Source organism: Salinibacterium sp. (genome assembly GCF_031364185.1).
Classification (GTDB): Bacteria; Actinomycetota; Actinomycetes; order Actinomycetales; family Microbacteriaceae; genus Rhodoglobus.
In genome coordinates, this window is the sequence record NZ_JANLVV010000228.1 from 1 (window position 1) to 13,461 (window position 13,461).

The 13,461-nt window shown below is 62.4% G+C and carries 10 protein-coding genes; 3 read left to right on the forward strand and 7 right to left on the reverse strand.

Annotated features, from left to right (window positions below):
- Nucleotides 1-379 precede the first annotated feature (379 nt).
- From RMN95_RS10120 to RMN95_RS10145, 6 genes are all read right to left on the reverse strand, one after another.
- Nucleotides 380-1,273 (reverse strand): alpha/beta hydrolase, encoded by an 894-nt coding sequence (locus RMN95_RS10120; protein WP_309616797.1) that lies wholly within the window; start codon nucleotides 1,271-1,273, stop codon nucleotides 380-382.
- Nucleotides 1,251-2,417 (reverse strand): glycoside hydrolase family 99-like domain-containing protein, encoded by a 1,167-nt coding sequence (locus RMN95_RS10125; protein ID WP_309616798.1) that lies wholly within the window; start codon nucleotides 2,415-2,417, stop codon nucleotides 1,251-1,253. The genes RMN95_RS10120 and RMN95_RS10125 overlap by 23 nt, the downstream gene beginning before the upstream one ends.
- Before the next feature lie 46 nt (nucleotides 2,418-2,463).
- Nucleotides 2,464-3,228, reverse strand: coding sequence for an ATP-binding cassette domain-containing protein (locus tag RMN95_RS10130; protein WP_309616799.1), 765 nt, complete (start codon nucleotides 3,226-3,228; stop codon nucleotides 2,464-2,466).
- Nucleotides 3,225-4,220 (reverse strand): ABC transporter permease, encoded by a 996-nt coding sequence (locus tag RMN95_RS10135; protein ID WP_309616800.1) that lies wholly within the window; start codon nucleotides 4,218-4,220, stop codon nucleotides 3,225-3,227. The genes RMN95_RS10130 and RMN95_RS10135 overlap by 4 nt, the downstream gene beginning before the upstream one ends.
- 26 nt (nucleotides 4,221-4,246) lie before the next feature.
- Nucleotides 4,247-5,335, reverse strand: a complete 1,089-nt coding sequence (locus tag RMN95_RS10140; RefSeq protein WP_309616801.1) for a substrate-binding domain-containing protein — start codon at nucleotides 5,333-5,335, stop codon at nucleotides 4,247-4,249.
- A gap of 155 nt (nucleotides 5,336-5,490) precedes the next feature.
- On the reverse strand, nucleotides 5,491-6,516 hold the full coding sequence (locus RMN95_RS10145) for a LacI family DNA-binding transcriptional regulator (protein WP_309616802.1): 1,026 nt from the start codon (nucleotides 6,514-6,516) through the stop codon (nucleotides 5,491-5,493).
- A gap of 184 nt (nucleotides 6,517-6,700) precedes the next feature.
- Between RMN95_RS10145 and RMN95_RS10150 the strand changes: the two genes are divergently transcribed.
- The 3 genes from RMN95_RS10150 (at nucleotide 6,701) to RMN95_RS10160 (ending at nucleotide 11,634) form a co-directional block, all read left to right on the forward strand.
- The gene (locus RMN95_RS10150) at nucleotides 6,701-9,373 is read left to right on the forward strand and encodes a carbohydrate binding domain-containing protein (protein ID WP_309616803.1); all 2,673 of its coding nucleotides are present in this window, start codon (nucleotides 6,701-6,703) and stop codon (nucleotides 9,371-9,373) included.
- A 1,167-nt stretch (nucleotides 9,374-10,540) separates the two neighbouring features.
- Nucleotides 10,541-10,891 (forward strand): hypothetical protein, encoded by a 351-nt coding sequence (locus tag RMN95_RS10155; RefSeq protein WP_309616804.1) that lies wholly within the window; start codon nucleotides 10,541-10,543, stop codon nucleotides 10,889-10,891.
- A 26-nt stretch (nucleotides 10,892-10,917) separates the two neighbouring features.
- The gene (locus tag RMN95_RS10160) at nucleotides 10,918-11,634 is read left to right on the forward strand and encodes a hypothetical protein (protein ID WP_309616805.1); all 717 of its coding nucleotides are present in this window, start codon (nucleotides 10,918-10,920) and stop codon (nucleotides 11,632-11,634) included.
- 182 nt (nucleotides 11,635-11,816) lie between these two features.
- Here the strand turns inward: RMN95_RS10160 and RMN95_RS10165 are convergent.
- Nucleotides 11,817-13,461: family 78 glycoside hydrolase catalytic domain (locus RMN95_RS10165; RefSeq protein WP_309616806.1), on the reverse strand; the 1,645-nt coding region annotated here is incomplete at its 5' end.

Consider the following 13,461-nt stretch of genomic DNA (forward strand, 5'->3'; position numbering starts at 1 on the left):
GGCCGAAAATCGACCTGTCCGGCTCTTCTGAGTTCAGTGTTTGTCGAGGTTTTGGACCAGCCGGCGGAGTTGACCACGTGACCTTGGTACATGTGGTCAAGTAGCTCATCCTCGTCGAGCGCACGCGCAGCAACGCAGGACGCCGAACCTCAGCACATTCCCTCAGCAGTGTGCTTGGACCCAATCTGTGTGTTGTAGGGGGGGCCAGCGCAATCATGGCCCCCTCGCTGCCCGAGGGAGCCGTCGCTGGTACGCGACCGGCGCAGGCACCGCGCCATTGCTCAGCGAACTGAGACTTATCGATAGCGAAAGGCACCTCGGGTGTTGTTGGCTCGCAATGGAGTACAAGCCGAGTCGTGGAAGTCGCCTGGGGCATGCTCTAGGCGCCAAACTTCAGCCAGTGTGCAATGCGCGCGACGCTGCGTTGAGCTCCATCAGAGTGTGGCTGGTCCAGGTGTCCATGTGTGGTGTCGGGCTCGAACTCGACGATCACTTTCGTGCCGGCATCGAGGAGTTGGCGGGCGTAGAGCTCGCCAGATGCTCTGAGTGAGTCGCGGTCCGAGTTGATGATGTATGTCGGCGGGTGCCCGTGCAGTTCACCGTTGCCCGCGAACGCGTAGCCATCGCCGAGGTCGCCGTCCCTGCCGATGTAGTTTCGGCTTATCTCGTCGACAAGCGGAGCTGAGAACACCAGCGAGTCATCCAGCCCAGCGAGGCGTGCCGCGAGATCAGTGGCAGGTGGCGGCAGTTCCGGGTGAACGATCGGGTAGGCAAGCACCACTGACGCGGGCAGGATTCCCTCACTGTCGCGCAGGCTCAGTACCGCAGAGGCGGCGAGCGCAGCGCCCGCGCTGGCTCCACCAATGTGGATGCGGTCTGCCGAGAATCCCTGGCTCTGCGCCCAGACCCACGCAGTGAGCACGTCGTCGAGCGGTAGTGGGAAGTGCACGCCGCGGTGCGCCTTGCGGTAATCGATGGAGAGCACGTGTGAGCCTCGCGCTGCAATGGCGAGTGCGACCCAGTTGGCTTCGGGCATGTCGAGGTTGCCTGCAACGAAAGCGCCGCCGTGCATCCAGACGAGCAGGTGGTCTGCTGGGTCCGGCGGGCTGTACCGTCGCGCGGGTACGCCCGGGATGTCGAGATCGAAAATCTGAACGCCGGCGAGCTCGGGCTGCGCGGCAATCAGCGAGGCAGTATCGATGTTGTTGCGCGGATCCACTGGGCCGCCGTCTTGCCAGACGGCGGCCCAGTCAGCCAGTTTGGGCTCCGCCACGGTCCTGATGTACGGTGCCGAAGACCCGCTTGATCGCCTCGAGGTATCCCGTGCCGTTTACCGTGTCGGGCAACAGTGACGAGCCCTCGGTCCACTCGTTCCATGCGTTGATCGACAGGATCGGCCCTTCGCGCGGGTAATCTTCGAAGAAGGCGGCCGCCCGGCGAAGGCCACGTTCGAATTCGGCTGGGGTTGGATCCCAAACGGGAATCCACGGGTAGGGACCTTCGATGAACTCGACGTCTTGGGCGGTGCGTGGAGAGGCGTCCCATCCGACTGTCACGTTGGGGCTGAAGGCGACGTTGAGAGACTTCGCGTACTCGTCGTACGCGGCGAACGCGGCATCTTCGACGTCCTTCCAAGGCGAGGTGGGGAAGGTCTGAGTGTCGGGGTCCATATGGTGAATCCACACGTAGGAGCTGGCTGATCCAAATCCCAGGTCATCGATGAGCTGCGCTGGGTCGTCGACCGTGACGCCGCCGGGCAGGAACTCGAAGCCCCAGACGATGGCATCGAGATGGATGCCCGCGTGGCCTGCAGCACGGGCTCGCTCGTCGAACCACTCGAGGGCCTCTCGCGTGGCGGTGACCCCTCCCAGTCCCTCAATCAGTGAACCTATCTCGTAAATCGAGAACAATGGGCGGCCATCGACCTTCAGATACGACGGCTGACTGAAGTAGTGCTCGATGATGTGCTCGGCCATGCGCTCGAAGGCCGCGCGGTCGATCGCTCCGCTCTTGAGGATCGGCTTCTCAACCTCGGGACCCGCTGACGGGAAGATGTTGGTCAGGTTGTGGTTTGCCCACATCAGAGCGAACTCGATGTCATCGCGCTTTCCGGCGTGGAGGTATCCGTCGTCGAGTGCGGCATTCAGGTAGGGGCCATCGTCGTACCAGTAGAAGTCGAAGAGGAATCCATTTACTCCGTGCTCGGTCGCGAGCGCGATCTGCGTGTCGAAGACCTGTGGATCAGATTCATCGATTTCACCGGCTGCCGGCACCCGTGGTTGGCGGTGCCCCTGGAAGCGCGGCTTTGCGTCGGCGAGCAGCTTCCATTCGGTCCATCCGTCACCGAACCACGCGGCGTTTCGAGGATCGCGGTGCCAGCTGGGGAAGTAGTAGGCGAGAACTTTTGGACGAGACAAGAAAGACTCCAATGGAAAGTTAGTGAAGAAGTGGAAAGGGGCGCGCTCAGCGAGGGGAGTCGGCTTCGTTGCCGTAAACGATGAGCCGCACGATTTCGTCGACAGAAGCCGACTGCCTTTCGCGGATGCCCGCGATCGCGCCGAGACGCATAGCCATGAATCGGTCGGTGATGTCCCAGACTTGCTGAAGGTTGTGGCTGACGAGAATGATCGACTTACCCTGATCCTTCAGCCGTTCGATCACGTCGAGGACTCGGCGGGACTCCTGTACCCCGAGGGCGGCAGTCGGCTCGTCAAGAATCACGACATCAGCGCCGTGCAACAGGACACGGGCGATGGCGACGGCTTGTCGCTGACCGCCCGATAGATAGCTGACCGGCACTCGCACGCTAGGCAGGTTCATGGTGAGTTCATTGAGAACCCGTTCAGACTCGATGATCATCCGCTTGCTGTCGACGAAGGGACCTCGGCGTAGCTCCCGACCGAGGAAGAGGTTGGCGGAGACATCCCTGGTATCAACGAGGGACAGGTCTTGATACACGGTGGCGATGCCAGCGCCCAGTGCGACGGTGGGACTGCTGAGTGTCTTCGCTTCACCGCGGACGCGCACCTGGCCGCCCGGGTCGGGAGTGTAGACACCGGACAGCACCTTGATGAGGGTGGACTTGCCGGCACCGTTGTCGCCAACGATCGAGAGCACCTCACCCGGCATGAGGTCAAATGAGACGCCCCTGAGCGCTTGTACGTGCCCAAAGGTCTTTCGAATGTCTACGACGGACAATGCCGGCGTAGCGAGAACGCTGTCGATCATCGTGACCTCCGCTTGAGTGCTATCGCGCCCAGTATGACTGCGAGCACGAACACTGCCCCGCGCACTGTCGCCTGAACATATGAGTCGACTGACAGAAGTGTCAGGCCGTTGTTGAGTACTCCGATGAGAACTACGCCCGCGAGCGTGCGCTCGATTCGACCCGCGCCTCCGCCGAGCCCGATACCTCCGAGGAGCACCGCGGTGAGCACGTCGAACTCGGCGCCAGTGCCGAAGAATGGTCCCCCGGCTCCTGCTCGACCGGTACTGATGATGCCGCCGATGCACGCGGCCACCGCGGTCAGCAGGAATGTACCGCGGTAGATCATCTTGACGTTGATCCCCGCCCGCAGCGCAGCGCTCGAGTTACCGCCGACGGCGTAGACATGCCAGCCGCTTCTGGTGCGCGTCAGGTAGACGTATAGAACTCCGAAGATCATCACGGCGATGTAAATCGGCACGGGAATCCCCAGGGGGCGGCTATTCACCAAGCCCTGCAGCAGGCCGTCACTGATCGTTACCGTCTGGCCTCCCGTGAGCATTGCCGAGAACCCCCGCAAAGTCAGCGCCATCGCGAGGGTGACGATGATGGCGTTGATGCCCACATCCACCACGAGGGCGCCGTTGATGAGGCCGACGACGAGTGAGACCGCGATGGCGATTGCTACCGCGAGCGGCATCGGCAGACCGAACTTCTCGATGCCGAGGGCGGTTACGACGGCGCTGAGGCCGAGGACGGCGCCGATGCTCAGGTCGAGTTGGCCGGCGATCAGGCCGACGGTGATGGCGGCTGCCATGATGCCGGAGATCGACACTGCGAGGCCGATATTGATCAGATTCTGCTGGGTCAGAAAGTAGGGGGAAGCGATTGAGAAGAAGACGATCAGGGCGACGAGCGCCACGAACATGCCGTACTCGAGCAAGAAGTCACCTACGAGACGAGCGCCGGAGCGGCGGGGAGCGAGGGGCAGTGCCCCCGTGACGGATGTTGTCACGGGGGCACCGCTTGATGGTGTGCTCATTACTTGTCGTCGGGGTAGAGCTCGTCGACGTTGTCCGACGTCAGTACCCGGGTGACTTCGTAGGCGGAGAAGGTCTCGCCCAGATGGGTTGCAATCGCAGCCTCAACCCAGTTCCAGCCTTCCGAGTAGGGCTGGTAGTCGATCGAGCCGAGCAGCAAGCTGGCGTTCGCCGGATCGCGGAGTGCGGCACGAGAGGTGGTGTCCCCGCCGCTGGCGATCGCCAGAACGTCTGCGGCACGACCAGCCGCACGAGTCGCGTTCACCGCACCGACGACCGGAGCATCCCCGTAGGAGACGACGATGATCGCCGCATCCGGATGAGCCGTAAGGAAGTCAGTGAACTGGTTTGCGGCGTCGGTGGTCGGGTCGGAGCCCGCGGCGGGCTCGAGTCGGAATGTCGCTGACTCCTCGATTCCGAACGTCGACTGAGCCTCGGCAAAGGACGCCGCGACACGGGCGTCGCACGGCGCGCAGTTCGCCGCTGAGATTCCCGCGACGATCAGTTCCTTGTCGGCCCACTCCCCGCCGAGCTTCTCGTTGACCGCATCCGCGATCGTCGTGATAGCGAGCACGCCAACCTGGTCGTCGGAGACGCCAAAGTCGACACCACCGTCGATCGCACCGTCGATGACGACGACCTTCGCGTCGTTCGCCGTGATGGCCTCGACGGTCGGGGCGTTCATCGCGCCACCACCGCTACCCACCACGACGGGCTGCTTCACTGACAGCTGCTCATACGCCGACAACGAGTTCTCGTACTTGAACGCGAGATCGGCCAGATCGACGGTGACTCCGTAGAAGTCGGCGGCATCCTTGATGCCCTGCGACCACGCCGCGAAGAATGCATAACTCTCGCCCGGGTTGATGAACGCGAGCTGCAAGTTCTCGATGTCTTTGGGGACAGCGAATAGCGGCTTGACTTGATAGGGCCCGGTTGCTTCGGCCACCTCCTTGGCGGTGTAGACGCCTTCGGCACCATCTGTTCCGCTGCCGGTGTCCGTCGGTGTCGCGCAGGCCGAAACCGACACGAGCATGAACGTTGCCGCGATGCTCAGAGCTGCTGCTTTTCTGATTCTCTTGATGCTCACAAGTCCTCCATGACTGATGCGATGGGAGCCGTCATTGGCCGGGGGTAGCTAGTCCGAATCCCACTAGTGAACCGTTTCACTTTTCATGGTGATAATAATCACTCAGATCAGGGAAAGTCAACATCCACCTCGAATGGGCTGATCAGATACCTGTTCTATGCCGGGCCACGAGGTGCTCCGGTGCTCGCTCGCACCATCAGCACGGGATCGAACGAGGCGGATCGTGTCGCAAGCGTCTCACCGCGGGCGAGTGCGAGCACCATCTCCGCCGCTGCGTGGCCGATGTCGTACTGGGGTTGGCGGATTGTTGTGAGTGGCATTGCCGAAAGTTGAGCGCCATCGATGTCGTCGTACCCGACTACAGAGATGTCGTCGGGTATGACGAAGCCGAGTTGCGACAATCGGGCGGAGATTGCTAGCGCGATCACGTCGTTAGCGCAGAGCACGGCGGTCGGCATCGGATCGAGGGCGGCGATCACGTCGGCAGAGGCCATTCGGGTCGCTGGGGTGCTGCCCTGCGCGTCGACCCTTCGCAATTCAGCTCCGCTTGTACCGACCATCTCGCGCCAGGCGCGATGTGCACCTTCGAACCGCTCGCCGATCTGCATATCACCGGCCGGCCCTCCGACCAGCACAATGTCTCGGTGTCCGAGTTCGAGCAGGTGGGACATCGCGAGATGGCCACCAAGCTCACCGTCGACGCTCACGGTCGGAAGCGAGGGATGCGACGACGGAGCACCAAGGACAACCAGCGCTGCGCCGCTGGAGGCAAGCAGCTTCAGGTGCGACTCGGTCGCTGTAGTGGCAGTGACGATGGCACCCATCACCCGCATCTCGGAAAGGCTTCGTGCGTAGTGGTCCTCACGAAGGGGGTCGCCGAACGTGTTGCAGGTGACGAGTACGTGGCCGGCACGAAACGCGACGTCCTCGATTCCTCGGGCGACCTCGATGAAGAACGGGTTCGTGATGTCCGGGATGATGAATCCGATTGCGTGGCTGCGAGCACCACGCATGACGCGAGCTCCGCTATTCGGGATGAAACCCAGATCCTGAATGGCCGACTCGATGGCGCTGGCCGACTTCGGCGAGACCGGCTTTGTGCCATTGAGGTAGTTCGAGATGGTGCCCAAGGAGACGTCGGCTACTCGCGCGACATCGCGGATCGTGGGCTTCTGCGGCACGGGTACATCCTTGGCTCGCTGGTATGACCGGGAGGTCAGAGGGATTCGAACTCTCAGCACAGGCTAGCTCCCAGAGTGAACGCGTTCAACTCTTCGCCCTTGACAGCACGACGGAGTTGGATCTAAGTTCGTGCCGAGCCGTGTGAACCGGTTCAATCCGCGGTGCTTTCAACGGAGAAATCACATGACACATGCCCAGCGCATCTCACTCGTCGCACTAGCGATGCCGTTCGTGCTCGCCTCAATAGTGTTGACTCCCGGTGCCGCGCATGCGGCGGGAACCGCGTATTACGTCAGCATGGCGGGCTGCAGCAACAGCTATCAAGGTACTCAGCAGACTCACACGACAGGGACGACCGGGCCGTGGTGTGACTTCGCGAACGCGAATCTACTGACGCTAGGCGCGGGCGACAGCGTGCGACTGGCACGGGGCTCGACCTGGAACGTCAATGGTGCACCAAACAACGCGCTGGCTCTCAAAGGTGCGGGAACATCGTGGTCTTCACCCGTAGCACTCGGAGCATACGGAACAGGACCCGCCCCGATTATCCGCGGCGCCGGCAACAACGATACCGATGCGATTGGCTCCATCACCGACCCGTCCTACTGGGTCGTATCCGATCTCGAGTTCTCCCACGCCGCGAACGGGCTCACGGCAACGTTCACGTCAGGCGGACACGCCGGGCTGCGCATCAACAACCTGTACGTGCACGACCTTCGCGGTTGCTTTCTCGCCCAACCTGCCGGATGTTCGTGGATGTCGACGGGCATTGCGCTCACCACCGCAGTCGTAACTGGGCCTTCGGACGCGCCGTTGCTTACCGACCTCGAGATTCGCAACAACCGGTTCATCGATGTTGGCGAAGCCGTGCAGGTTTGGGCACCAGACGCAAGCAAGGCACACACCTACACAAACGTCGTGATCAAGGACAACATCGCCCAGAACATCGAGGGCAACGCTTGGGACGTAAAGGCAATCACAAACCTTCGGTTCATCGACAACTACTCATCCAACTTGTCGATGCGGGCACAACCCCAAGGAACGACCACCACGTTTGCCTACCGCCTGACAAGTGCACTGTTCGCCAATAACGTGTGGGACGGAGTGGCCGACACAGGGTCATCCGACCAGTCCGCTATTGACGCTGAGGGATACATTGACGACGTCTCGTACCTCGGCAACACGTTCGCCAATACGGCTGGTTCGGGCATCGAGTTCTTGCAACTCGCCCCGCCCGCGAATCCCGTTCGTGGCGCCGACGACCACAACACCGACAACCTGGTCGACAGCAATACCTTTATCAACAATGAGGTGCCGTTGGAGACCGTCAACAATGTGCGCAACCCCACGGGCACCGTCACAAACAATCTTGCCACCAGACCCACCATGATGAGCGAGCGCTACGCAGGCGGGATCGCCGCATTCTCGATCGCTGGAAACCTGACTTCAGTGGCATCACCGAACAGCTCGGCCGCCATCTACTCTGCGGTTGCGAACACCGGCGGCGCCTCATGCACCGTTAGCAGCTCTTGCTGGTCCTACGAGCGATATACAGGATCGGCATACACCGCCCTGGTCTGGGATAGCCCGAGCTCCCGCTGGGCGGGAAGTGGAGCATACGTCGGCCGGTCGAACCAACTCCCACCCGCCGCAACCGGGCAGTGGATCTCGCGTACCTGGACCGCCAGTGCAGATGGGGTCGTGACCATTCGCGGCCGCGTTCTCAAAAACGACATCGCTGGAGGCGACGGCGTCCTCGCTCGCATCACCAGGAACGGCGTAGTGATCTGGCCGGCCGCAGGAACGCCTCAGTCGATCGGCTACAGCGACGCATCAGGAGTCAACTCGAACCTCGATTCGGAGCCCGTGCTCTCCGGTGACGCAATTCGCTTTGAGGTCTCCAGTGGATCCAGCGGAAACGCGACGAGTGACCTCACGAGCTGGGCGCCGTCACTGGTGTTCGCCGCCTACGACTTGGCAAACCTACTGAGTAACGCAAAGTTCGAGAACGGCACCACGGGGTGGACCGCGCAGTCGGGCGCAATCTCCAGCTCGACGACCGCTCACTCTGGGACCGGCGCGGTGAAAGTCGCATCGCGGTCGGCAGTATGGGGATCAGCCAAACAGGATGTCAAGGCCGACCTACTGGCGAACGGCCAAGGCACATACTGGGCTAGCGCATGGGCTCGCCTAAGCAGCGGTTCCGATTCGCTCCTCGTGTTGGTCAACACAGTGGATTCCACCGGTAGTCACTGGTTCAAAACCCCGGCGGTCGTTGTGGGAACCGGCTACGTTCAGGTCGCTGGCGGCCTCAACATCACTTGGACCGGAACCCTCACCTCGGCGATCGTCTATGCGCAAAGCGCGAGTTCAACGGCGGATCTCTATCTGGATGATTTCTCATTCAAACTGGCGCCAAACCTGCTTGCGAATCAGGGATTCGAGACGGGAACAACCGGATGGGCGGCACAGAATTCCGTCATCTCCAGTTCAACCAGCCCGCGATCAGGCACTGGAGCGCTGCGGATCGCATCCCGCACTAGCGTTGCCTCCAGCGCCAACCAAGACATCCGCCCTGATCTGCTCGGCGCCGGCCAAGGACTGTACTGGGCGAGCACATGGGCCACCTTCACGTCTGGATCAGATAGCGCGATGGTGGTGGTGCGGCTTATCGACTCGGCAGGAACTCGGTATATTGCAACGCCGCTGACGGCGGTTGGCACCTCCTACGCGCAGGTCGCGGGCACACTCAACTTGACTTGGACCGGCACGTTGTTCGTAGCCCAGATCTACACGCAGACCGGTACGTCTACAGGTGACCTGAGGCTGGACGACTTCGAACTCATCGCCGATTGAACTCGTCCCCCTCCACCGACCGGCCAGTTGCAGGCCTACCGCTAGTGGTGGAAATGCCCATGCTTTGGGAATTGCTCAGATACTCCGTGCCCATATTCCACCCACACCTGGGGAGCATCATGGTCAGCTCACGTCATCGAGGTCGCACCCAGTCACCACTCTTTTGGAGTGATTCCAGCCACTTCGGCATAGTTCTGCGGATACGGCCTTCGACCACGGATCAATAGGCCGGGGGTTCAAATCCCCCCTGGCGCACCAGCGAGAAAGACCCCGTTGCTTTTTGACGGGGTCTTTCTCGTTTGCTCGTTTGGGTGGACGCGAAGCCTCTCGTGGGCCCCCGCTGTGCAGTCCGGACCGCTGCGAAGCAGTGGGCAGGCGGCGCAGTAGGGGAGTCAAATCCCCCCGGGCGCACCAAATAACAGGCATGACCAACATTTCCTTTGGAATGCGGTCGGGCCTGTTGTGGTTTCTGCCCACATCTTGCCCACACTTCAAATAGTTTCGGGTCAAATTTGGGCCGAAATTCAGCCACTGCGAATCCCCGGAGCCCAGTGTTTGTCCGGGTTTTGGTTCACTAGGCGAAGTGAACTTATCGGCCTCTGATCACTGTGTGCCGATTGCACTCGTGCGGAGTTCTCCTCGAGCGAAGTTTCGCCGCCGATCGCGACGATGTTGTGGCCGACTACTCCGTCGCCCCTCGAACCAGGAACCAGGACGAGTCGATCGTCTGGCATGGCGTGGGGGAGGGCGGCTCGCCCGTGACCTGACGTTGCCGCGGCTTCGTGACGGCTGGCCGGACACGCCACAGTCCGCACAGGCCGGCGTCGACGAGTGGCGAGCGACCTGGCGAAACCCGGTGCGGTACACGCCGGTCGCCCCCGGTCGGGAGCAGCACGAGCCCGGCCCGGAGTTGTGGCGCGAGTATACCGACCAGGTGACACAGCCGCGCGACGAGCTCACTGTCGTCGACCCGACCGACCGCGCCACGTGGGCGAGGGTCGCTCGCGAAACCAGCGGCGCGTTCGCCGCATGGTCGCAGCGGGTCGAGGCAACATCTGGCCCGCTTCGCGGACGCTCGCCCGCACAGCTCAGATCAGAGCCCGCGACGCTGGACGCAAGAACACGGCCGGCCCTCGCTCGATCGCCGGGGCGGCGAACCTCATGGCCATGGCGACCACGCATGGCCAGGGCACGCAGGCTGAGGCGATGCTGTTCCGTCAGCTGATGCGCACAGCGCAGGCGATCTACTCGATGCACCAGGCCGTCGACGAGTCGCGACGTGCGGCGGAGATCCGCAACGCCCTCGGCGCACGACTGGATGCCGTCAGGGCCCGGATGCCCGAACTCGTCGGCGCTGGTTCAGAAACTGTCGCGGCCGAGAGCCCGATGACCTGGACGCTGCGCCAGGCCACCGGAGGGCAGGCACCGGCACGACCGGCAGGCAGCCCGCTTCCGACGCCGCTCGCGCCGCGGCCGCAGGTACCGACTACGCCGCCCGAGCGCGGCGCTGAGCGTTAGATAGATAAAGGGATAGGGGGAGAGCCATGGCAGAGCTACAGGCCGATGGAGTGTTCGAAGAAGCCGAGGGCAGTATCCGCCAGCAGCTCATTGCTGCCGCGCAGTTGGCCCGCACGACGGTCCAGGCCCGACAGGACGCCGCCCAGCGGCCGACGCGTCGCGACCTCAAGGTGGCACGTCAGCTGCACGCGCAGCTCGACGCGCAGAGGGTCGCAGCACGAGCCGTGCTTGCACCCGTGCACAATACGTCGTGGTGGGACCAGGCCCAAGTGCGCGACATCGCTCGCGACTATGAGGCGGCCGCCACCTTCCGCGGCGAAGACCAGGCCGCCCGCGACGCCGAGAGCCGCATTCGGCAAGAATTGCGCGAGCGGTACGACGCCGAGGTGTTGGAGACGGGCGCCGATCCCGCCGTGGTGCGCGTCACCCTCGTCGACCGCGACACCGAGCGGACCGAGCACGACAAGCGTCAGGCGCAGGCTCGCGACGACCCGGACCTCGCTGCTGGCGTCGTGGTCGGTGCCGAAGTGTTTGAGGTGTCCGCGGATCTCTCGGATGCCGAGGAAGCGCAGGGCCTCCGCGACCTCGCCGCCTACATCGAGCACGACGCCAGCTGTCATGGGACTCGGTCGAGCGGCGCGAGCTGCACGTCGAGGGCATCACGGTGGGCCCCGACCAGGCCGCAGCAGCGATCGCATGGAAGCAGGCCGACGTCGACCAGGCACGTCACCCGTGCGCGGTAGTGCAGGGTGGCCGCAAGGGCAAGTCGCCCCGTACTCGAGTTCCCGCGTCGACGCGCAATCGCCAGATCGGCCGCGACGGCCCATAACGTCTGAGGCGTCCGCCGACCGCGGGGGAGTGGGGCGACCCCGCGCCAGCGGGGGTGATCGGAGGGGCTTCTCACCTCAAATTGGCCCGACGCGATTCACTCCTCAACCGTGATTGAATTCACACCGGTACCGATTTCCATGAAAGTGTCCTTGACAGCCAGCGAGCCGGAAACTCCGGGAGGCAGCGTTGCCGTGACTGTCACCAGCCTGGCGTTTCGTTGCCAAGCAACCGAAATCTCGCCAGTCGGGGAGGAAAAGCTCGTTCGAGCCCAGTCCACGCCCTGAAGCAACTTCGGAGCGATAGCCACCCGCCGCCATCCGATCGATCCAGCCTGTTGACGCAGGCCGCACACCGTCCCGGTGAGCCAATCATCAATAATTCCCAGCATGAAGTGATTCTGGGATCCTTGGGCGGCCGGCCCTTCGGGCCCCTGCCAAGATTCGGTGAGCGCAGTTGCCCCCGACGCGACTTGATGGGCGTACCCAGGACCATGTTCTTGACGGATAAGCATGTTGATCAAGTCATCCGCCTTGTGGGACGTCAGCGTGCGGAGTAGCGCGGGAAGTCCGATCTCGCCAACGGTGATAAGATCGCGGGCCTCGTTGATCGAGGCCAGAAGAGCGTCCCAAGTCGCAGCTTCCTCGTCTGGGTCGACCAGTCCGAGGTCGAAGGCGAGTGCGAAGCTCGCCTGACTCCCCGACCCCCAAATTTGCGAATCAGCACTCCAAAAGGCGTCCCGAAATTTTCCCCTGGAGTACTCGAGGCTTGTCGTAAATCGCGTTGCAGCGTCGCGCTCACCGAGTGTGTGAGCAACCTTGACTGCTGCTTCGAGCGTGGTGATGTATCCGTATGTAGCAACCATCGACCGCGGCGTTGTTGCGTCCGTGGTAACCCAGTCGCCCAGCCCATAGTCAAGGAGACCGTCAACACTCCTGCCGTCGAGGTACGCAACATGCTTGACAATCGCGTCCCAGTTCTCGGAGAGGGCCCGTTCGTCTGCATAGGTTTCGTACAGGCGCCAGGGTAGGTGTGCGATGACCCCACTCCAATTCGGATCGTCGCGGAAAGCGTTTGGATCGCCATTCCAAGCATCCCCGGAAAAGTCGATCATCTCCGGCGCGATGCTTGGGATCAGGCCGGATGGAAGCTGGGCGTCGCGAATATGAGTCAGAGACTGTCGGAGATGGGCTGATACGTCGTAGCTGCGGGCGAGCACATCGAAACAGAGGTAGAGCTGCTCTACCCACCCGAGTTTTTCACGATGAGGGCAGTCAGTGAAGACGCTGAACATGTTTCCCTGCACGGCGCGATCGATCATGTCGTGCAACTTGTTAAGGAACGGGTCGCTCGTAGTCGTATGCCCCACCACGGGGAGATCCGCGCGTAATACTGCTGCGCAGATCTCCACGCCCTGTGCAATGTCCGAGTCAGAGGTCACTGCCACGTATCTGAATCCGTGGTAGCTCATTGAAGGGCGGAACTGCGTGGACTGTGCGCCGGAGCTTGCTCGCGTTAGTCGGTCAAAGATCGGAGTTCCCGTCGACGTCTGATCTACGTCGCCGTGGTCGTTCAATAGCTCGCTTGGCCAGAACTTCACGCTTCCTGCCTCCGATGGCGGAATGATCGCGCGCACTTGTCCAGCGATGTTTGTACCGAAGTCAATTACTCGCGTTCCCGACTTTGAAACGTGCTCGCTGACAGGCGATCTGAGCTCGACAACTCGAACCGGCGCGGAGGTA